Consider the following 19531-nt stretch of genomic DNA (forward strand, 5'->3'; position numbering starts at 1 on the left):
CGGCGGCAGCCTTGCAGGCTGGGGTGGGAAAGCGCGGCGAAGGTMATGGTGGGGCGTCGGGCAGGTGCTGCGGTAAATCGGAAAATGCTTAAAAACGACCGGGGATTGGGATCACTCGGTCAGGAACATCACGTCGCGGGCCAGCGGCATCAGGTGCTGGCCGCCATCGACATACAGGGTGGTACCGGTCACGGCGTGGGCGCCAGCGAGGTAGGCCACGGCCTGGGCGATGTCGTCCGGCGTGGACGACTTGCCCAGCGGCGTCATGCCGTGCGCGCGGACGAAACCGGGGTCGGACTGGTCGCCGGACACCAGCGTGATGCCGGGCGCCACGCCCACCACCCGCAGCCGGGGCGCCAGCGCCTGGGCCAGCTGCACCGTGGCGGTCTGCAGCGCGGCCTTGGACAGCGTGTACGACAGGAAGTCCGGATTCAGGTTGTTGAGCTTCTGGTCGAGCAGGTTGATCACCACGCCGCGCTGGGCGGTCTGGTTGCCATCGGCGCCAAGCGCCTTGTGCATCTCACGCGCCAGCAGCAGCGGCGCGGCCACGTTGGTGCGCATATGGGTGTCGAGCGAGGCGTAGGAGAAGCTCGTCGCCACGTCGTACTGGAACAGCGAGGCGTTGTTGACCAGGCAGGTCGGTACGCCCAGCGCGTCGGCGCAGGCCGCGACCAGCTTGCTGGTAGCGGCTTCGTCGGACAGGTCGGCCTGCAGCACGGCGGCGCGGCGGCCCAGGCCGCGGATCTGCGTGGCGAGCGTCTCGGCTTCGTCGCGCGAGCGATTGCAGTGGATCGCCACGTCCCAGCCTCGCGTGGCAAGTTCCAGCGCGATGGCACGGCCCAGGCGGCGCGCGCCGCCGGTCACGAGGGCGACGCCGCGCGCGGCGGCAGGGTGGGCGCCGGAGGCGCCAGCAGTCAGGGAATCTGGCATTGCTACAATTCGCGGTATGCAGAAAGTCGCTAGTCTACCCCTTCCCCCCGCCGACGCGCTGGACGCCTCCGCGGCCCTGACCACCTGTATTGGCGACGCCATCGAGGCCGCCGGCGGCTGGATCGGCTTCGATCGCTACATGGCGCTGGCGCTCTACGCCCCCCGGCTCGGCTATTACAGTGGCGGCGCCGCCAAGTTCGGCCGCGATGCCCGGGACGGCAGCGACTTCATCACCGCCCCCGAGTTGACCCCCTTCTTCGCCCGCACGCTGGCCCGCCAGTTCGCACCGCTGATCGCCCTGGACCTGCCGCGCGTGCTCGAATTCGGCGCCGGCACGGGCCGCCTCGCGGCGGACCTGCTGCTCGCCCTGGAAACCGAAGGTGCGCTGCCCGAGACCTACCAGATCGTCGAATTGTCGGGCGAGCTGCGCGTACGCCAGCAGGAAACGCTGGCCGCCCGCGCGCCGCACCTGGCTAGTCGCGTGCAGTGGCTGGACGAGCTTCCCGCGCAGTTCGAAGGGGTCATCGTCGGCAACGAGGTGCTGGACGCCATGCCAGTGCGCCTGTTCGCGCGCCTGGACGGCCGCTGGCACGAGCGCGGCGTGGCGCTAGCCGACGGGAAGTTCACGTTCGAGGACCGTCCGCTGGCAGACAACGCCGTCCCCGACGCGCTACGCGCGCTGCCGGGCGACCACGACATGGTCACCGAGACCCATGCCGAGGCCGAAGGCTTCACGCGGGCGGTGGGCGCCATGCTGACGCGCGGCGCGGCGTTCTTCATCGACTATGGCTTCCCGGCGGCCGAGTACTACCATCCGCAGCGCGCCGAAGGCACGCTGATGTGCCACTACCGCCACCACGCGCACCCCGATCCGTTCCTGTATCCCGGGCTGCAGGACATCACCGCGCACGTCAATTTCACCGGCATCGCCGAGGCGGCGGTGGACGCCGGGCTGTCCGTGGCCGGCTTCGCCTCGCAGGCGCGCTTCCTGATGAACGCCGGGATCACCGAGTTGCTGATGGAGCTGGACCCGACCGACGCCCGCGCCTTCCTGCCCCATGCCAACGCGGTGCAGAAGCTGCTGTCCGAGGCCGAGATGGGCGAGCTGTTCAAGGTGATCGTGCTGACGCGCGGTCTGGACGACGCGCTGCCGCTGGCAGGCTTCGCACGCGGCGACCGCGTTCACGCACTCTGAGGAACAGCCGCCATGCTGCGCTGGACATTCACCATCTTCCTCTGCGTGATCGTGCTGTCGGCCTCGCTGCCGTGGCTGCAGAAGATCGGCCTGGGCAGGCTGCCCGGCGACGTGCGCTTCCGGCTGTTCAAGCGCGAGTACGTGCTGCCGTTCGCCTCGACCATCCTGCTGTCGCTGATCGCGCTGGCGATTGGGAAGCTGCTGTAGGCGTAGCCCTTCAGTCGGGCTCCGCGCCCAGCCCCAGCTTCTCCGCCACCGCCGCGATGCGGGCCTTGTGCACGCGTTCCTTGATCAGGTCCGGCCGGTCCGCGCAGGCCTTGGCGATGGCGCCGGCATCGACCGAGGCCGCCGCTGCCCGTGCCGCCATCAGGCGTTCGGTCTGCGGATAATCCCGATCCTCGAAACCTAGCCGACCACGCGCGTCGGCCTCGCAGGCCTTCAGGGCCTCCGCGAAGCGGTCCGGCTTGCGCAGCGCGTCGCAGCGCTCCACCAGCCGGGTCAGCGCGGCGGCGCCGAATTCCATCGATCGATGGATGTTGCCGTGCTCGCGCGCCACCAGCACCGCCAGGTCGCGGCAGTCGTTCGGCACGCGCAGCCGCTCGCAGACCGCTTCGAGCAGCTTCACGCTGCGCTGTTCATGGCCGATGTGGCGCGGCAGCACGTCTGCCGGCGTGGTGCCCTTGCCGAGGTCGTGGACCAGTGCCGCGAAGCGGATCGGCAGCGACGCGCCGGTCGCGGCTGCATGATCGACCACCATCATCACGTGCACGCCCGTATCCACCTCGGGGTGATACTCGGCGCGCTGCGGCACGCCCCAGAGCCGGTCCAGCTCGGGCAGCAGCCGCGCCAGCGCGCCACATTCGCGCAGCACGTCGAACATCCGCGACGGCTTCGCCTCCATCAGCCCGCGCGCCAGCTCCTGCCACACCCGCTCCGGCACCAGCGCGTCGACCTCGCCCGCCTCGACCATCGCGCGCATCAGCGCCACGGTCTCGGGCGCCACGGAGAAGTCATGGAAGCGCGCCGCGAAACGCGCCGCGCGCAGGATGCGCACCGGGTCTTCGGCGAAGGCATCGGAGACATGACGGAACAGCCGCGCGTCCAGATCGCGCTGGCCGCCGTACGGGTCGATGATCGGCCCGACGAGCTGGCCGGCATCGTCCACGGCCTGCGCCATCGCGTTGACGGTCAGGTCGCGCCGGACCAGATCATCCTCGAGCGTGACGTCGGGCGCGCAGTAGAACGCGAAGCCCTTGTAGCCCGCCGCCGTCTTGCGTTCGGTACGCGCGAGGGCGTACTCCTCCTTGGTGCGCGGATGCAGGAAGACCGGGAAGTCCTTGCCCACGGGCTTGTAGCCGGCCGCCTCCATCTCGGCCGGCGTGGCGCCGACGACCACGTAGTCGCGGTCCTGGCTCGGCTTGCCCAGCAACTGGTCGCGGATGGCGCCGCCCACGGCATAGACCTGCATGAAATTCCTAGTGATGGATGACGATGGCGTCCGGATGGTCCGGCACGGTGCGGTACGGCTCGTCGTCGGCCAGGAAATCGCGTTCCTCGCGCGCGGCGGCGATCCATTCTTGCATGGCCGGCAGCGCGAGGATGAAATCGGCGTATTGCTTGGCCGTCTCGGGCAGGTGGATGCCGTAGGTGGCGAAGCGCGAGACCACGGGCGCGTAGAACGCGTCCGCCACCGAGAAGGTGCCGAACAGGAACGGGCCCTCGGCGCCGAAGCGTGTGCGCAGGTCGGTCCAGATCGTGGCGATGCGCTCCACCTCGCGCTGCACGGCCACGTTCCAGCCGCAGCCGGGCAGCACGGCAGTCACGTTCATCGGCAACTGGTTGCGCACGTTGGCGAAGCCCGAATGCATCTCGGCGCAGACCGAACGTGCCAGCGCGCGCGCGGCGGGGTCAGCCGGCCAGAGCGCCTTCTCGGGGAAACGTTCGGCCAGGTATTCCGAGATCGACAGCGAATCCCAGACCGTGACGTCGCCATCCACCAGCGTCGGCACCTTGCCGGCCGGCGAGTACTGGGCGATCTGCGCCGTGAAGCCGGGCGTGCCCAGCCGCACGGGAATCTCCTCGAACGCGATGCCAGCCTGGCGCAGCAGCAGCCAGGGGCGCAGCGACCAGGACGAGTAGTTCTTGTTGCCGATGACGAGTTTCATCGCGATTCCTTGGGGGGCGGGGGGGAGGGAAAATGGCCTKAACCGATGATTCTAGCGAGTGGGCCGCGCCGCCTCCAAATGAATTGCGCTCGCAAGGCTGTGAGCGCAAGTCACATCGGCGTCAGAGGGAGCGATGTTGGGGGTCAGCGGTGCACGCTCTCCCGCATGGCCTGGAGCGCCGCCTCGCGGTTGCGGCCACCCAGCACATCGGTCATCACGGACTCCAGGCTAGCCGGTTCCAGGCCGAGTTCGGCCGACATCGGCGCGTGCAGCACGTTGTCCAGGCGCATCGAGTCGAGGTTGTCGCGCGACATGACCGGGCCGCCGGGCATGTGTTCGAGCACGGCCGCCTGCACGCGCGCCAGCGCATCGGGCAGCGCGATGACCGGGCGCGGATGGCCCGACGCCCGCCCGGCGAAGCGCACCAGTTCCTCGAGCGTGTAGACCTGCGGCCCACCCACCTCGTAGACCTGGCCGACCGTAGCCGGGTTGACCATCGCGCGCAGGAAGGCCTCCACCACATCCATCACGAACACGGGCTGGAAGCGCGCCTGGGCGCAGGCCAGCGGCACCACGGGGGCCATCTGCTGCATCTGGGCGAACAGGTTCAGGAAGTGGTCGTCCGGGCCGAACACGACCGACGGCCGCATGACGGTCCAGTCGAGCCCGCTCTCGCGCACCATGCGCTCGCCCTCGCCCTTGCTGCGCAGGTACATCGACGGCCCCTGCGCGTCCGCGCCGAGCGCGCTCATATGGATCAGCCGGCGAACGCCGGTGCGCTGGCAGGAGGCCACGATCTGGCGCGGCAGGTCTACGTGCGCGGCGGCGAACTGGGGGCCATATGGGTCGCCCCGGTCGCCATGCAGTACGCCGACGAGATTGACGACGATGCCGTCCACGCCGACCGAGCCAATGGCGTCGTCCAGCGCGGCGGCGTCGGCCAGGCCCAGTTCGCAGACTTCCACGCGCGGCAGCAGCAACAGGTGCTGGGCGTGCTCGGCACGACGCGAGCCCACCAGGATGCGCTCTGGCGCGATGGGACTGTCGGGATTGGTGGCGGGATTGCGCGGCACCCCTGAGGCGGAGGCCGCGCCGGCAAGGCGGGAGACGAGGTGGCTGCCGATGAATCCGGCGCCACCGATCACGAGGACATTACTGGTCAGCATGGTGGGCTCCGTGACGGTCACGTAACGCTGGCATCTCTCGATGCGCGCCCGGAGTCACGGCGCCTCCTGCTGGCCCCGCTACATCAAGGCAGGCTGGTGGTCGTGACCGAGGACGGCGCGACCGTTCCCAGGCGGTCTTTGAGAGACTGGGGCCGGCCGCTCATCAATGCAGCATAGTACGTAGCGTTGGAAAGCACATTCTTGACATAAGTTCGCGTTTCCGTGAACGGAATCGTCTCTGCAAAGATCGCGCCTTCTACCGGCCGGGAGAGGCTGCTGCGCCAGCTCTTGGGCCGTCCCGGGCCAGCGTTGTAGCCCGCCGAGGCCAGCGTCCACGAGCTGTCCAGGTCCGTCAGCACCATGCTCATGTAATTTGTACCGAGCAGGATGTTGATATTGGGGTCACTCATCATCGACGGCGAGAAGTCGGTCATGCCGATCTTGCGCGCCACGAACTTGGCCGTGGCCGGCATCACCTGCATCAGGCCATGCGCGCCGGCCGACGAGCGCGCGTTCATGATGAAACGCGATTCCTGGCGGATCAGGCCATAGGCCCAGGCCATGTCCAGGCCCACGTCGTCGGTGGCCCGCTGCATGATGTCCCGGTACGGCATGACGAAACGCAGCGAGAAATCGTGCTCCGCCTTGGTGCGGTCGGCCGTGTTGACGGTGCGGTCGAGCAGTTCGATCTTGCGCGCGTACTCGGCGGCGGCCAGCAGTTCGCGGTCGCTCATGCTGCGCAGCTCCCAGTTCCACTCGCGATTGCCTTCGAAACGCAGGTTCAGGTCATAGAACTTCTGCGCGCGCACGAAGCCGGGCCGCGTGCGCATGGCCATCGCCTCGGCATCGGAGACCGTGGTGCGCGGCGGCAGCGTGATGCGGTTGCCGAGTTCCTMGGTGGCAAGCTGGCCGTAGAAGTTGAACTGGCCAGCGATGGTCTGGAACTGCGTCTGCGCGTCCGCGGTGCGGCCATCGGCCTTGAGCGCGCGGGCGTACCAGTAGATCCACGCCGGGTCCTTGGCGCGCATCTCGGGGCGCATCAGCTCCACAGCCTGGCGCACCTGCTTCCAGTCGCCCTGGCGCAGCGCGGCGCGCACGCGCCATTCCTGCGATTCATCGGACAGCCACTGGTTGCCGCCCAACGTCATCTGGTTCTTGTAGTAGCCGGCGGCCTCGGGCATCAGCTTCTTGGCCGCGTACTGGCCGATCACGCCCCAGCCGGCGCCCTGCTCGTCGCGCGACAGCGTGCCGCCCGAGGCGGTCAGGTAGGCCGCAGCCTGGGCCGGATCGTTGCGGGCCATCTTGACGACGGTGGCCAGCGTGTCGCTATCGACCCGTGCATCGGGCACGGTCGCGGCGATCCTTGCCGCCAGCGTCGTGAAATTCAGTTCGAGCGCCTGGCGTGCCTGGAACGCCACGTCGCTGCGCTGGATCTGCTGGCTCTGCGCCAGATAGCTGATCAGGTCGACGCAGCCCTCGCCGTAATAGCGCGGGTCCGCCAGCACCGCGCGCGAATCGGCGGCCACGTTCTTGCCCTTGAGCGCACTCGACAACAGCGCGTAGCACTCCACCTGCGTGTCGTCCTTCAGCACGAACTGTGGGTATTCGACGTCGAAGTTGGCCCAGTCGCGCTTCTTGCCCAGCACCAGCAGCCAGTCATTGCGCATGCGGTCGGCAATCGCCTCGCCCTGGTAACGCTTCAGGAACACGCGCACCTGCTCGTCGGGCGCGTCGATGCGGGCCAGGCCGCTGGCATCGAACAGCTGCGGCTTGATGCGGAAATACTCCACATACGACGGAATCGGATAGTCGACCAGCGTGGCCGAGATGGCGGCCGTGCGGTCCACATCGTTCTTGCGGGCAGCCTCGCGCAGCGCGACAAAGGCATCGTCCGGATTGCTGGGGATGGTCAGCGCGGCCGGCTGCGGCGCCGGGCGCTTCTGGGCGTAGGCCGGCGTGGCCAGCAATGCACCTGTCAACGCCCCCAGTCCTGCCAGCCACGCGGCGCGTTGCGCACGGCGCAGATATACTCCCTTCGGCATTCTTGCTATCCCTTGTTGGTCCGCGCGCGGCGCCGGGGTACCCGGTCGCGCCCCGCGCGTGTTGGTATTCGGATGTCGATCCATCGATCGATCGCGGTGCCGGCCATTATTGCACGCCATGCAGCCTGAACAGGCCCCAGACAACGGGGCAGAAAACCTGCCATTCCTCGAAGAGCGCCGCGCGCTGCGCCGGCGACTGCTCGCGCTGCGCGCCGGCCTGTCGGATCGCGCCGAGGCCGACGCGCGCATCGGTGCCGCCCTGGCGCCCCTGCTCGAACGCCTGGGCGCGCGACGCGTGGGCTTCTATTGGCCGATCCAGGGCGAATTCGACGCACGCGCCGTCATCGTGCAATGGCTGGCCGGCATGCCGGGCCGCCAGGCCGCGCTGCCGGTGGTCACCCGCCCCGGCACGCCGCTGGACTTCCACGCCTGGACGCCCGAGACGACAATGCGCGCCGGCCACTACGACATTCCCGTGCCCGATGGCACCGAGGCCGTGTTGCCCGACGCGCTGCTCATTCCCTGTGTCGGTTTCAGCCGCGATAAGTTCCGCCTCGGCTACGGCGGCGGCTTCTACGACCGCACGCTGGCGGCCCTCGCAGAAACGCCGGTGTCCATCGGCATCGGCTTCGCGGCCTGCGAGATTCCCTTGCAGGCCCAGCCACACGACCTGCCGATGGACTGGATCGTCACCGAAGGCGGCGCGTTCTAAGCGTTCTCCTCGGCTAGCAATTCGTCCACCAGCGCACGCATCTTGCGCCAGTGCGACCCCTCCCAGAACACCCGCCGGCAGTGCGGGCAGGTGACAAAGCGCGTGTGCCGCGCCAGCACGCCCTCGGGTACGCGGCCGTCCACTTCCGACTTGTCGATCCGATGCAGTGGCACATTGCAGTCCAGGCACAGCGAGAACGGACGCGCACTGCGGGCCAGGTCGAGCCGCCGGAAGACCTCGCGCACCTGGAGCGCCGACTTGATCGCCCGTACATAGCAGCCGTGCGTCACGCCGCGCCGCTTGAGCAGTTCGCGGTCGCGCGTGAGCACGATGCGGCCCTCCTCGGCGGCAATCCGCGCGATCTCGCTGTCTTCGAAATGGTTGTCGTAGAGGGTATCGAAGCCGGTCATGCGCAGCAGGTGCGCCAGGCCGCCCAGATGGGCATCGGCAACGAAACGGGTCTCGCGCAGTGGCTGATCGCGCACGCGGAGCAGGGGCGAGATGTCGAAGGCTTCGAAGGTGGGATAGACGGCCACGCGGTCGCCGTCCTGCACGGGGCGGTCGAATGCCACCGATTCGCCATTGACCAGGATCAACTCCACCTCGGTGTGCGGCACGCCGAGCGCCTCGATCATGTGCTTGACCGTGGCCGCGCGGGCGCAGGGCACGACGATGTCCTGGTGGCGTCGGGTGCGCGCCAGGAAATCGTTCAGCTCCTCGTAGAAGCGGAAGGTGGCGGTGACGGTGGCGGGAACCATGGGGCGCAGTATGCCCCCATGACCCCGTCCGATGGAAGTTACAGCTTCAGCCGTTCCCAGACCGCCTTGGTGGCGCCGGCGGCGTTGAGCGTGTAGAAGTGCAGGCCCGGCACGCCGGCGGCCAGCAGGCGGTCGCAGAGCCCGGTCACCACGTCCAGGCCGAACGCGCGGATGGACTCCCGGTCGTCGCCGAACGACTCCAGCCGCTTGGCCACCCAGCGCGGCACTTCGGCACCGCACATTTCCGAAAAACGCATCAGCTGCGAGTAGTTCGTGATCGGCATGATGCCCGGCACGATCGGTACGTCCACGCCCAGCGCGCGCACTTCGTCGACGAAACGGAAGTAGGCGTCGGCGTTGTAAAAGTACTGCGTGATCGCCGAATCGGCGCCCGCGCGGACCTTGCGGACGAAATTGTCGAGGTCGTGGCGCGGCGACTTCGCCTGCGGGTGGTACTCGGGGTACGCCGCCACCTCGATGTGGAACCAGTCGCCGGTCTCGGCGCGGATGAATTCCACGAGTTCGTTGGCGTATCGGAATTCGCCGATTTCGCCCATGCCGGACGGCATGTCGCCCCGCAGCGCCACGACATGGCGGATGCCGCCGTCGCGGTACGTCTTCAGGATCTGGCGGATGCTGTCGCGCGTGGAACCCACGCACGAAAGGTGCGGCGCGGCCTCGATGCCATCACGCTGGATCTCCAGCACGGCGTCCAGCGTGCCCTGCTGCGTGGTGCCGCCGGCGCCGAACGTCACCGAGATGTACTTGGGTTGCAGCGGAGCCAGCTGCGCGCGCGTGTTGCGCAGTTTCTCCGTGCCTTCCGCCGTCTTCGGCGGGAAGAATTCGAAGCTGTAGTAGCGGTCTGTCATGCGAATAAAGTCTCAGTCGCGGTCGCCGAGCAACAGGCTCGACAGCACCCACGAGATCACGCTGTACAGGATGGAGCCCAGCAGCGCGGCGCCGAAGCCCTGCACCACGAAGCCCGACAGCAGGTTGCCGACGAACAGGAACAGCAGCGCGTTGATGACGAAGATGAACAGGCCCAGCGTCAGCAGCGTGACCGGCAGCGTCAGAATGACCAGGATGGGCCGGATCAGCGTGTTGACGAGGCCCAGCACCAGCGCGGCGATCATCGCCGAGCCGAACCCGCCCAGCGAGATGCCGGAGATGACGCTTCCGACCAGGAACAGCGAGGCGGCATTGATGATCCAAACGGCCAACAGTCTCATTGCGACTCCTTTTCCAGGTTGCCTGTCGATTTCCCCCCTCCCCCGCGAACGGGAGAGGGGGGGGACACCTCCCGCCGATCAATAGCGGTAGTGGTCAGCCTTGTACGGGCCTTGCTTCTGCACGCCGATGTACGCGGCCTGCTGCTCGGTCAGCTCGGTCAGCTGCGCGTTCAGCTTCTTCAGCTGCAGGCGCGCGACCTTCTCGTCCAGGTGCTTCGGCAGGGTGTACACGCCCACCGGGTACTTGCCGGTGTCACGCTCGGCCCACAGTTCGATCTGGGCGATGGTCTGGTTGGCGAACGAGCTGCTCATCACGTACGACGGGTGGCCCGTGGCGCAGCCCAGGTTCACCAGGCGGCCCTTGGCCAGCAGGATGATCTTCTTGCCGTCCGGGAACACCACGTGGTCCACCTGCGGCTTGATCTCGTCCCACTGGTACTTTTCCACCGAGGCGATGTCGATCTCGTTGTCGAAGTGACCGATGTTGCAGACGATGGCCTGGTCCTTCATCTTGGCCATGTGGTCGTGCGTGATGACGTGGTAGTTGCCGGTGCAGGTGACGAAGATGTCGCCGTGCTCGGCGGCGTAGTCCATGGTCACCACGCGGTAGCCTTCCATGGCAGCCTGGAGCGCGCAGATCGGGTCGATCTCGGTCACCCAGACCTGGGCCGACAGCGCGCGCAGGGCCTGGGCGCTGCCCTTGCCCACGTCACCGTAGCCAGCCACCACGGCCACCTTGCCGGCGATCATCACGTCCGTGGCACGCTTGATGCCGTCCACGAGCGATTCCCGGCAACMGTACAKGTTGTCGAACTTGCTCTTGGTCACCGAGTCGTTCACGTTGATGGCCGGGAACTTCAGTTCGCCGCGCTGTGCCATCTGGTACAGGCGGTGCACGCCGGTGGTGGTTTCCTCCGTCACGCCACGGATGGCGGCCAGGTTACGGCTGTACCAGCTCGGGTCCTTGGCCAGCTTTTCCTTGATGGCGGCGAACAGGTAGGTTTCTTCCTCGCTGGTCGGCTTGGCGATCAGCGACGCGTCCTTCTCGGCACGGGCGCCCAGGTGCAGCAGCAGCGTGGCGTCGCCGCCGTCGTCCAGGATCATGTTCGGCGTGCTGCCGTCGGTCCAGTCGAAGATGCGGTGCGTGAAGTCCCAGTATTCCTTGAGCGACTCGCCCTTGAACGCGAAAACCGGCACGCCGGACGCGGCGATGGCGGCGGCGGCGTGGTCCTGCGTCGAGAAGATGTTGCACGAGGCCCAGCGCACGTCGGCGCCCAGTGCCACCAGCGTCTCGATCAGCACGGCGGTCTGGATGGTCATGTGCAGCGAACCGGCGATGCGGGCGCCCTTGAGCGGCTGCGCGGCGGCGAATTCGTCACGGATGGCCATCAGACCCGGCATTTCGGTCTCGGCGATGGCGATTTCCTTGCGGCCCCAGCCGGCCAGGCCGATATCGGCCACGAGGTAGTCTTGCTTGAGTTCGGTCACAGCGTTCATGTTTCACTCCGGTGAAGAGTGGCACGCAGGTGACGAGGGGGGACAACGGCCGCATCCCGCGCGAATTGCGGAACGGGCGGATAGGTCGACTCGCCTCCGTGCGGACCACGGATCAGCGAGCGCCGTTGAAACATTCCGAGCCTGGCGGATGAGGGCCATCCGTTGCAACGCTCCTCGGAGTGGCGGTATTGTAGCGTGCCTGTCCGCGCCTGCGGCGCGAGAAACGGACTTTTTTCCCGTCTATTCCTCTTCCAGCCTCCCTGCCATCCTGCCCGCCCACATGCTTTCCACGCCACCCCGCACGCTGACCATCGCCGGTTCCGACTCCGGCGGCGGTGCCGGCATCCAGGCCGACCTGAAGACTTTCAGCGCACTCGGCTGCTTCGGCATGAGCGCGATTACCGCCATCACGGCGCAGAACACGCTCGGCGTGACCGGCGTGCACGCCATTCCGGCCGACATGGTGGCCGCCCAGATCGATGCCGTCGCCACGGACATCGGCGTGGACGCGGCCAAGACCGGCATGCTCGGCACGGCCGCCATCGTCGAGGCCGTGGCCGATGCGGTGGACCGCCACGGTATCCGCCAACTGGTGGTGGACCCGGTGATGATTTCCACGTCTGGCGCCACGCTCTCGGACGACGCCACCAGCCAGGCCATGGTGCGGCTGCTGTTCCCGCGCGCGCTGGTGGTCACGCCCAACCTGCCGGAAGCCTCCTACCTGCTCGGCCGCCGCATCGCGCGCCGCGCGGACATGGAGACCGCTGCCGCCGACCTGCTCGCGCTAGGCTGCCAGGCCGTGCTGCTCAAGGGCGGCCATCTGGAAGATGATCGGGACGATGGCCCGCACGGCCGGGGGCTCGACGACCTGCTGATGCTGGCCGATGGCACGGTGCGCGTGTTCACCCATCCGCGCATCGACACGCCGAACCTGCACGGCACCGGCTGCACGCTGGCGGCCGCCATCGCCGCGCAACTGGCCCGTGGCGACGCACTGGCCGACGCCATCAGCACCGCGCTGGACTACGTGGCGCAGGCCATCGCCGCCGGGGCCCGGCTGCGCATCGGGGCCGGGAACGGCCCGCTGAACCATGCCTTCGCGCCGCGCGCGCTGGGTTGAGGTCCGACCATGCAGACTTTGAGCGATATCGACCTGCGCACCGATCCGGCCGCGGCCCGCTATATCAAGGAGGAAGTCGTCCAGGTGACGTTTGCCGCAGAGCCCGGCGAGCTGGTGAGCCGGGAAGGCCCCAACCGCTACCAGCCCGGCGACGCCATCGTGACCGGCGCCACGGGCGACCGCTGGGTGGTCTCGCGCGACCGCTTCGACGCGCGCTACCTGCCGGTGGACGGCGGTGGCTGGCGCAACCGGCCGGTGCCGGTGCTGGCGAAGGAGATGACGGTGCCGTTCGCCATCGCGCGCTCGACCGGCGGCGATGTGCTGACCGGCAAGGCCGGCGACTGGCTGATGCAATACGCGCCCGGCGACTATGGCATCACCGAGCGCGCGCGCTTCCTGGCGGTGTACCGCCGGATGGAGGATTAGTTGCCGCCGGCCAGCTGCACGAGCTTGAACGCGGCGCGGGCCACGCACACCACGGTGCCGGCCGCGTCACGCGCCTCGCCTTCGCAGAAGGCGATCTTGGCGCCGCGCCGGATGCAGCGCGACTCGAAGGTCAGTTCACCGCGCGCGGCGGCCAGGAAGTGCGTGGACATGTCGATGGTGATCACGCCCACGTCGAGCGGMGAGTAGGACCGCGCCGCGCCGCTGAGCGTGAAATCGAGCACGGCCATCAGCGTGCCGCCGTGCACATCGCCCCGGCTGTTCACGAGCGCCGGGTTGGCCGGCAGGCGCGTGCGGCACTTCCCCTCTTCCATATGTTCCGGCTGCAGGCCCAGATGCCGCATCAGCGGAATGTCGATGCCGAAATACGGCTTTTCCGGGGTGCCAGGGGCGACGGGCTTGATCTCGTTCACGGCTGTTTCCTCTCTGCTCCGGGTTCCGTATGGCGGAACCTCGATCCATTGTGTTCGGTGGAGCGGAGAGGATATGCGGATTTCAGGGGCCGTGCCAGCCGGCTGGGCGGTCAGCGCCCAAACAATGCGGTGAGCGAGGCCACCGCCGCCGGCACGTCGCTGGCCTCGGTCACCGCGCGCACCACGGCGGCGCTGCCGACGCCCACGTCGAGCACTTCGCGCAGATTGCTCCCGTTCACTCCGCCGATGCCCACCAGCGCGGGCACCACCGGCTGCATCAGCGCCACATAGGCCCGGAAGCGGCCCATGCCCTGCGGCGCGGTCGGCATGACCTTGGTCGTGGTCGGGAAGATCGCCCCGAGCGCCAGATAGCTGGGGCCGATGGCGGCCACGCGCAGCATCTCGGCGTAGCCGTGGGTGGACACGCCCAGACGCAGCCCGGAGGCGCGAATCGCCTCGAGATCGGCCTCGTCGAGGTCTTCCTGACCCAGGTGGATGCCGTAGATGCCGCTGTCGCCACCCATCGCCGCATGGTGGTCGAGCGCCACGCGCCAGTGATCGTTGATGAACAGGCGCGATGCCTGCCCCTTGGCGGCCTTGGCGGCGCGGGCCACTTCGGCCTTGACCGCCGCCGCGTCATCCGACTTGAAACGCAACTGCACGGTCGGCACGGCCAGCGGCACCAGCCGCTCGATCCACTCCGCGCTCGGCACTACCGCGTACAGGCCGAGGTCCGGCGGGCACGGCGCGAAGGGCTTGGGCGATGCGTTGGGCGATGCGTCGGGCGAGGCCAGCGCGGCGTGGCGCACGCGTGGGAAGCGGGCGAAATCGGTCGGCCAGTCCTGGCGGCCCGGCTGCCACGCGCGGGCGATGCACAGCGCGTCGTGGGCCGGGAAGTGCAGCGCCAGCGCCGCCAGCAGCACGGCCACGAAGGCTGGCGGGTGCGGCGTGTCGCCATCGTTGTCATCGGCCTGGGCGGGGGCATCCAGCACCCAGGTGCCCATCGGCGAACGCACCGTGTCGATCCAGCGGCCGCCCTCGCGGTCGGTCTCGATCAGCACCGCGCCGGCTGCGGTCAATTGGGCGATGGCGTCCGCCGTGGCCTCGCCATCGGCCAGCACCACGTCGTGGCGGCCCGGCGCGGCCGGAGCGTTGGCGATGGGCCATGCACGCCACGGGGCGTCGTCATGGCCGAAGGTGGCGCCAAAGCGGGCGACCAGGGTGTCGAACAGCGCGGAATCGATGGCCGCGGCCACGCCGGGGCGCGTCATGCGCGGTCCTCCGCGCCTTCGGCGTGCCAGAACGGCATGCCGACCACCGGCGTGCTGGCCTGCGCCACGTCGCGCTCGGGCATCGGCCCGGCCAGATAGGCGGTGCGGCCGGCCTCCACGGCCAGCGCGAATGCGCGGGCCATGTTCACCGGGTAGGCGGACTGTGCGACGGCGGTGTTCAGCAGCACGCCGTCATAGCCCCACTCCAGCACCTGCGCCGCATGCGACGGCAGGCCCAGCCCGGCATCGACGATCAGCGGCGTGTCCGGCAGGCGGTCGCGCAGCGTGCGCATGGCCAGCGGATTGGCGGCGCCCCGGCCCGTGCCGATCGGCGCAGCCCACGGCATCAGCGCCTGGCAGCCCACGTCCAGCAGGCGGCGGCACAGCACCAGATCCTCGGTGCAGTACGGCAGCACCTTGAAACCTTCCTTGATCAGCGTCTCGGCCACGGCGGGCATGTTCAGCGTGTCCGGCTGAAGCGTGTAGTCGTCGCCGATCAGTTCCAGCTTGATCCAGTCGGTCTCGAAGACCTCGCGCGCCATCATCGCCGTGGTGATGACTTCCTGTGCCGTGAAGCAGCCGGCGGTATTCGGCAGCACCGGCACGCCCAGATCGCGCAGCATCTGCCAGAACGCCTGGCCGCCGAGCGTCTGGCCATCACCGCCGCCCACCGCGCTCTGGCGGCGCAGCGCCACGGTGATCATGGCGGGACGGCTGGCTTCCACGGCCGCCTGCAGCGTGGCCGGCGACGGATAGCGCGCCGTGCCGAGCAGCAGGCGCGAGGCGAAGGATTCGCCATAGAGCACGAACGGGTCGCGCAGGGTTTCAGCGGGTTCGAAAGTCATGATGGATCAGCCTCCCGTCACGGGTTGCACGAGGTCGATGTGGTCGCCCGCCGCAAGCGGCGTGGCGGCATGGGCGGTGCGCGGCACGAACTGGCCGTTGACCGCCGCGGCGAACGGGGGCGCGATGGCAGCCGCTGTCACCGCGTCCGCCAGCGTGGCGGCCTCGGGCAGGTTCAGCAGCTTGCCGTTGAGCATAATTTCCATGATCTGGGCGGGTTCTGGGCGTGTTCCTAATGCAGCAGGCTGCCCAATCCGGGCACCGCCGTGCCGCGCACGTGGGCGGGCTCCTCGACGGACTGGATCAGGCCCGGCCAGCGCAGCGACGCCGGCACCGCGTGCGCGGCCGGGTCGCCGGCCAGCAACGCGCGCACCACGGCGCAGGCGGCCTCGGTCACGGCCGGCGCAATCAGCCAGCCATGCCGGTACAAGCCATTCACACGCACCACGCGCGCCTGCTGGTCCACRCGGATCGCCGGCAGGTGGTCCGGCCGCGTGGGCCGGCGCTGCACGTTCAGCTCCAGCACGCGGGCCTCGCCGAACGCGGGGTGCAGCGAGTGCGCCGCCGAGAGCAGTTCCAGCGCGGAACGCACGCTCATCGGCGAGTCGTCCTCGCTCTCGATTTCGGTCGCGCCGATCACGTACAGGTCGTTCGGCTTGGGCGCGATATAGATGGGGTAGCGCGGATGCAGCAGGCGGATGGGCCGATGCAGCTTCACGTCGGGCGCGTGCACGCGCACCACCTCGCCGCGCAGGCCGCGCAGGCCGGGCTTGACCACGCCGGGCTCGGCCGTTGGGTCGCACCACGCGTCGCGCGCGCCCAGGCCGCGGCAGTCCAGCACCACGTTGGCGCGGATGTCGAACTGGGGCAGCAGGTCGATATCGACATCGCCAGCCTCCCAGATGCAATGCACGCCTTCCTTGACCGCGCAGTCGAGAAGCGCGCGCAGCGCGCCACGGTTGTCCAGCTGGCCTTCGCCCTTGAGCAGCAGGCCCTGCGGGAAGCGCCCGGCCAGCTCCGGCTCCACGGCAGCCACGCCGGCGCCGTCGAGCACGGCCAGCCGCTCGCGCACCAGTTCCGGCGGCGCCACGGCGCGCATGCGGCCCGTGAACAGCGACACCTCGCTGCGGTCCCGCGCGTGCCAGACCACCAGCGTGCCGTCTTCCTGGAAGAACACGGGCTCGGGCAATTCCTGGATCCAGGCACGCCACAGGTCAACGCTGGCCATGCCGAGATCGACGATACGCCGCTCCGCGATGGCCGACTCGGCCAGCGGGGCAAGCATGGCGGCGGCCACATGGGCGGCCGCGCCGGTGCCGTCGGGGCCGCCACGCTCGACCAGCGCCACGCGGGCACCGGCACGCACCAGCAGCCAGGCGCACAAACGCCCGGCCAGGCCGGCGCCAAGAATGGCGACATCGAAGGACTTTACTGCTGTCATGGGTGTATTCGCCGCGGGCGCCCGGGTGGGGGTGGCGCCGCGCGGTCTCCAGTTGAATTACGAGTAAATCTTCGAGCCGGACTTCACGAACTCGATCGATTTCTCCTCCATGCCGCGCTCGGCTGCGGGCAGCGATGCCGCGTAGTCGCGCACTTCCTGGGTGATCTTCATCGAGCAGAACTTCGGGCCGCACATCGAGCAGAAATGCGCGATCTTGGCGCCCTCGGCCGGCAGCGTGGCATCGTGGAACGAGCGCGCGCGCTCCGGATCGAGGCCCAGGTTGAACTGGTCTTCCCAGCGGAACTCGAAGCGGGCCTTGGACAGCGCATTATCGCGCAGCTGCGCGCCCGGCCAGCCCTTGGCGAGGTCGGCGGCGTGGGCGGCAATCTTGTACGTGATGATGCCCTCGCGCACGTCTTCCTTGTCCGGCAACCCCAGGTGCTCCTTGGGCGTGACGTAGCACAGCATGGCCGTGCCCATCCAGCCGATATTGGCCGCACCGATGCCGCTGGTGATGTGGTCGTAGCCGGGGGCGATGTCCGTCACCAGCGGTCCGAGGGTGTAGAACGGGGCCTCGTAGCAGTGCTTGAGTTCCTCGTCCATATTGGCCTGGATGCGCTGGAGCGGCACGTGGCCCGGGCCTTCGATCATCACCTGCACGTCATGCTCCCACGCCTTGGCGGTCAGCTCGCCCAGGGTGCGCAGTTCGCCGAACTGGGCGTCGTCGTTGGAGTCCGCGATGCAACCCGGACGCAGGCCGTCGCCGAGGCTGAACGACACGTCGTAGGCCTTCATGATTTCGCAGATCTCGTCGAAGTGCGTGTACAGGAAGTTTTCCTTGTGGTGCGCCAGGCACCACTTGGCCATGATCGAGCCGCCGCGCGAGACGATGCCCGTCACGCGGTCGGCCGTCATCGGCACGTAGCGCAGCAGCACGCCGGCGTGGATCGTGAAGTAGTCCACGCCCTGCTCGGCCTGCTCGATCAGCGTGTCGCGGAACATCTCCCAGGTCAGGTCCTCGGCGATGCCGCCGGTCTTGTCCAGCGCCTGGTAGATCGGCACCGTGCCGATGGGCACCGGCGAGTTGCGCAGGATCCACTCGCGCGTCTCGTGGATGTGCTTGCCGGTGGACAGATCCATGATGGTGTCAGCGCCCCAGCGGATCGACCAGACCATCTTTTCMACTTCCTCGGCCAGCGAGGAGGTCACGGCCGAATTGCCGAGGTTGCCGTTGATCTTGACGCGGAAGTTCCGGCCGATGGCCATCGGCTCCAGTTCCGTGTGGTTGATGTTGGCGGGGATGATGGCGCGGCCGGCGGCGATTTCCTTGCGCACGAACTCCGGGGTCATGTCCTCGGGGCGCAGCGGCAGGTTCGCGCCGAGCGCGTTGCCCGGATGCTGGCGCAGCAGGGCCTTGTACTCGGGCTTGTCGTAGAGCGCCTGGAGGTTCAGCGACTCGCGCAGCGCCACGTATTCCATTTCCGCCGTGATGATGCCCTGGCGCGCGTAGTGCATCTGCGACACATTGGCGCCCGCCTTGGCACGGCGCGGGTTGGTCAGCTGGGCAAAGCGCAGGTGCGCCGTGGCCGGGTCATTGGCGCGGTCGCGGCCATATTCGGACGACAGGCCCGACAGCACCTCGGTGTCGCCGCGCTCCTCGATCCAGCGGGTGCGCACGCCGGGCAGGCCGGACTTCAGGTCGATATGGATGTCCGGGTCGCTGTACGGGCCCGAAGTGTCGTAGACGGGGATCGGCGGATTCGCCATCTCGCCCTTGTCGGTGCGCGTKGACGTCTGCAGGATCGTGCGCAGCGGCACGCGCAGGTCCGGACGGCTGCCGGTCAGGTAGGTCTTGCTGGAAGCCGGGTAGGCGAATTTCTGGTCGAGATCGCTCTCGAGCGATTCAAACGATGCGGCGGGGGCAGTGCGGGCCATGGGTGTCGTCCTCTCTCTTGCGGGGGATGGACGAAACCAGGAGCCCTGTGAGCCCGCTGCGCGGCAGAGCCGGCGGCGAGGTCCCGTTGCGGGACAGGAGCTGTTCGGTATTCAGTGAAACTTCCCACGCCGGTACTAGCCGGATCGGGTTCGAAGGGACTCTCTCAGCCGCACGGCCCATCCGTACGGCACCMCTGTTTCATCCAACGGGGTGAATTTAAGCACAAGCCCCCGCCCGGCGCCACCCGGAATTTCGTTGCGACTGCCGTGCATGATGGTATCGACTGGATATCGACTGACCAATGCTGCGCTGCACGATGGCCGACGATGTGGACGTCCCAGCGCATTTGCCCGGGGAATGCGCGCGTTT

Annotated in this window: 20 protein-coding genes and 2 riboswitches; of the genes, 5 read left to right on the forward strand and 15 right to left on the reverse strand. The window is 68.5% G+C overall.

From position 1 onward, the window contains the following. Window positions 1-111: 111 nt before the first annotated feature. The gene (locus AC1EJR_RS06430) at window positions 112-930 is read right to left on the reverse strand and encodes an SDR family oxidoreductase (RefSeq protein WP_092291478.1); all 819 of its coding nucleotides are present in this window, start codon (window positions 928-930) and stop codon (window positions 112-114) included. Window positions 931-946: 16 nt separating this feature from the next. Here AC1EJR_RS06430 and AC1EJR_RS06435 point away from each other — a divergent pair, with 16 nt between their 5' ends. Next, entirely contained in the window at window positions 947-2125 is a 1179-nt protein-coding gene (locus AC1EJR_RS06435; protein ID WP_441591398.1) for a class I SAM-dependent methyltransferase, read from the forward strand. A gap of 12 nt (window positions 2126-2137) precedes the next feature. After that, window positions 2138-2332 carry a DUF2905 domain-containing protein gene (locus tag AC1EJR_RS06440; protein WP_092291474.1) on the forward strand — a complete coding sequence of 65 codons (195 nt, stop codon included), beginning with the start codon at window positions 2138-2140 and terminating at the stop codon, window positions 2330-2332. 10 nt (window positions 2333-2342) lie between these two features. Here the strand turns inward: AC1EJR_RS06440 and AC1EJR_RS06445 are convergent, their stop codons facing one another. The 4 genes from AC1EJR_RS06445 to AC1EJR_RS06460 all read right to left on the reverse strand — a co-directional run bounded on the left by AC1EJR_RS06445 (window position 2343) and on the right by AC1EJR_RS06460 (window position 7498). Then, window positions 2343-3593, reverse strand: a complete 1251-nt coding sequence (locus AC1EJR_RS06445; RefSeq protein WP_477112741.1) for a multifunctional CCA addition/repair protein — start codon at window positions 3591-3593, stop codon at window positions 2343-2345. Between the two features lie 7 nt (window positions 3594-3600). Then, on the reverse strand, window positions 3601-4290 hold the full coding sequence (locus tag AC1EJR_RS06450; RefSeq protein ID WP_477112742.1) for a glutathione S-transferase family protein: 690 nt from the start codon (window positions 4288-4290) through the stop codon (window positions 3601-3603). 143 nt (window positions 4291-4433) lie between these two features. Then, on the reverse strand, window positions 4434-5456 hold the full coding sequence (locus AC1EJR_RS06455) for a complex I NDUFA9 subunit family protein (RefSeq protein WP_441591401.1): 1023 nt from the start codon (window positions 5454-5456) through the stop codon (window positions 4434-4436). Between the two features lie 83 nt (window positions 5457-5539). Further along, the gene (locus AC1EJR_RS06460; protein WP_477146901.1) at window positions 5540-7498 is read right to left on the reverse strand and encodes a lytic transglycosylase domain-containing protein; all 1959 of its coding nucleotides are present in this window, start codon (window positions 7496-7498) and stop codon (window positions 5540-5542) included. A 118-nt stretch (window positions 7499-7616) separates the two neighbouring features. Here AC1EJR_RS06460 and AC1EJR_RS06465 point away from each other — a divergent pair, with 118 nt between their 5' ends. Further along, complete coding sequence (locus AC1EJR_RS06465; protein ID WP_477105375.1) at window positions 7617-8210, forward strand: 5-formyltetrahydrofolate cyclo-ligase; 594 nt, start codon at window positions 7617-7619, stop codon at window positions 8208-8210. Here the strand turns inward: AC1EJR_RS06465 and AC1EJR_RS06470 are convergent. The 4 genes from AC1EJR_RS06470 to ahcY form a co-directional block, all read right to left on the reverse strand. Next, window positions 8207-8968, reverse strand: a complete 762-nt coding sequence (locus AC1EJR_RS06470; protein ID WP_092291462.1) for a Mut7-C RNAse domain-containing protein — start codon at window positions 8966-8968, stop codon at window positions 8207-8209. The two genes, AC1EJR_RS06465 and AC1EJR_RS06470, sit on opposite strands and share 4 nt — an antisense overlap. Before the next feature lie 38 nt (window positions 8969-9006). Beyond that, on the reverse strand, window positions 9007-9837 hold the full coding sequence (metF, locus tag AC1EJR_RS06475) for a methylenetetrahydrofolate reductase [NAD(P)H] (RefSeq protein ID WP_441591404.1): 831 nt from the start codon (window positions 9835-9837) through the stop codon (window positions 9007-9009). A gap of 12 nt (window positions 9838-9849) precedes the next feature. Then, complete coding sequence (locus AC1EJR_RS06480; RefSeq protein ID WP_092291458.1) at window positions 9850-10197, reverse strand: phage holin family protein; 348 nt, start codon at window positions 10195-10197, stop codon at window positions 9850-9852. Between the two features lie 78 nt (window positions 10198-10275). After that, complete coding sequence (ahcY, locus tag AC1EJR_RS06485; protein ID WP_477146902.1) at window positions 10276-11694, reverse strand: adenosylhomocysteinase; 1419 nt, start codon at window positions 11692-11694, stop codon at window positions 10276-10278. Window positions 11695-11804: 110 nt separating this feature from the next. Continuing rightward, window positions 11805-11876, reverse strand: a riboswitch (S-adenosyl-L-homocysteine riboswitch). A gap of 98 nt (window positions 11877-11974) precedes the next feature. Between ahcY and thiD the strand changes: the two genes are divergently transcribed. Further along, window positions 11975-12814 (forward strand): bifunctional hydroxymethylpyrimidine kinase/phosphomethylpyrimidine kinase, encoded by an 840-nt coding sequence (thiD, locus tag AC1EJR_RS06490; RefSeq protein ID WP_092291454.1) that lies wholly within the window; start codon window positions 11975-11977, stop codon window positions 12812-12814. 9 nt (window positions 12815-12823) lie between these two features. Further along, on the forward strand, window positions 12824-13240 hold the full coding sequence (locus AC1EJR_RS06495; RefSeq protein WP_477112743.1) for a PGDYG domain-containing protein: 417 nt from the start codon (window positions 12824-12826) through the stop codon (window positions 13238-13240). On the opposite strand, the gene AC1EJR_RS06500 is transcribed toward AC1EJR_RS06495, so the two are convergent. From AC1EJR_RS06500 to thiC, 6 genes are all read right to left on the reverse strand, one after another. After that, window positions 13237-13671, reverse strand: coding sequence for a PaaI family thioesterase (locus AC1EJR_RS06500; protein ID WP_092291450.1), 435 nt, complete (start codon window positions 13669-13671; stop codon window positions 13237-13239). The two genes, AC1EJR_RS06495 and AC1EJR_RS06500, sit on opposite strands and share 4 nt — an antisense overlap. A gap of 110 nt (window positions 13672-13781) precedes the next feature. Further along, the gene (locus AC1EJR_RS06505; RefSeq protein ID WP_477112744.1) at window positions 13782-14942 is read right to left on the reverse strand and encodes a thiamine phosphate synthase; all 1161 of its coding nucleotides are present in this window, start codon (window positions 14940-14942) and stop codon (window positions 13782-13784) included. After that, window positions 14939-15787, reverse strand: coding sequence for a thiazole synthase (locus AC1EJR_RS06510; RefSeq protein WP_092291446.1), 849 nt, complete (start codon window positions 15785-15787; stop codon window positions 14939-14941). Before AC1EJR_RS06510 ends, AC1EJR_RS06505 begins: the two co-directional genes overlap by 4 nt. A 6-nt stretch (window positions 15788-15793) precedes the next feature. Next, entirely contained in the window at window positions 15794-15991 is a 198-nt protein-coding gene (gene thiS / locus AC1EJR_RS06515; protein WP_092291444.1) for a sulfur carrier protein ThiS, read from the reverse strand. Window positions 15992-16017: 26 nt separating this feature from the next. Then, window positions 16018-17226 carry an FAD-dependent oxidoreductase gene (locus tag AC1EJR_RS06520; RefSeq protein WP_454756747.1) on the reverse strand — a complete coding sequence of 403 codons (1209 nt, stop codon included), beginning with the start codon at window positions 17224-17226 and terminating at the stop codon, window positions 16018-16020. A 57-nt stretch (window positions 17227-17283) separates the two neighbouring features. After that, the gene (gene thiC / locus AC1EJR_RS06525) at window positions 17284-19161 is read right to left on the reverse strand and encodes a phosphomethylpyrimidine synthase ThiC (RefSeq protein WP_092291440.1); all 1878 of its coding nucleotides are present in this window, start codon (window positions 19159-19161) and stop codon (window positions 17284-17286) included. 104 nt (window positions 19162-19265) lie between these two features. Beyond that, window positions 19266-19367: riboswitch (TPP riboswitch) on the reverse strand. Between the last annotated feature and the right edge of the window lie 164 nt (window positions 19368-19531).

The organism is Cupriavidus sp. 05T42 (assembly GCF_056396345.1).

Coding starts and splice junctions, on each gene's coding strand:
- AC1EJR_RS06430 (WP_092291478.1), bottom strand. CDS start 930: ATGCCAGATTCCCTGACTGCTGGCGCCTCCGGCGCCCACCCTGCCGCC.
- AC1EJR_RS06435 (WP_441591398.1), top strand. CDS start 947: ATGCAGAAAGTCGCTAGTCTACCCCTTCCCCCCGCCGACGCGCTGGAC.
- AC1EJR_RS06440 (WP_092291474.1), top strand. CDS start 2,138: ATGCTGCGCTGGACATTCACCATCTTCCTCTGCGTGATCGTGCTGTCG.
- AC1EJR_RS06445 (WP_477112741.1), bottom strand. CDS start 3,593: ATGCAGGTCTATGCCGTGGGCGGCGCCATCCGCGACCAGTTGCTGGGC.
- AC1EJR_RS06450 (WP_477112742.1), bottom strand. CDS start 4,290: ATGAAACTCGTCATCGGCAACAAGAACTACTCGTCCTGGTCGCTGCGC.
- AC1EJR_RS06455 (WP_441591401.1), bottom strand. CDS start 5,456: ATGCTGACCAGTAATGTCCTCGTGATCGGTGGCGCCGGATTCATCGGC.
- AC1EJR_RS06465 (WP_477105375.1), top strand. CDS start 7,617: ATGCAGCCTGAACAGGCCCCAGACAACGGGGCAGAAAACCTGCCATTC.
- AC1EJR_RS06470 (WP_092291462.1), bottom strand. CDS start 8,968: ATGGTTCCCGCCACCGTCACCGCCACCTTCCGCTTCTACGAGGAGCTG.
- metF (WP_441591404.1), bottom strand. CDS start 9,837: ATGACAGACCGCTACTACAGCTTCGAATTCTTCCCGCCGAAGACGGCG.
- AC1EJR_RS06480 (WP_092291458.1), bottom strand. CDS start 10,197: ATGAGACTGTTGGCCGTTTGGATCATCAATGCCGCCTCGCTGTTCCTG.
- thiD (WP_092291454.1), top strand. CDS start 11,975: ATGCTTTCCACGCCACCCCGCACGCTGACCATCGCCGGTTCCGACTCC.
- AC1EJR_RS06495 (WP_477112743.1), top strand. CDS start 12,824: ATGCAGACTTTGAGCGATATCGACCTGCGCACCGATCCGGCCGCGGCC.
- AC1EJR_RS06505 (WP_477112744.1), bottom strand. CDS start 14,942: ATGACGCGCCCCGGCGTGGCCGCGGCCATCGATTCCGCGCTGTTCGAC.
- AC1EJR_RS06510 (WP_092291446.1), bottom strand. CDS start 15,787: ATGACTTTCGAACCCGCTGAAACCCTGCGCGACCCGTTCGTGCTCTAT.
- thiS (WP_092291444.1), bottom strand. CDS start 15,991: ATGGAAATTATGCTCAACGGCAAGCTGCTGAACCTGCCCGAGGCCGCC.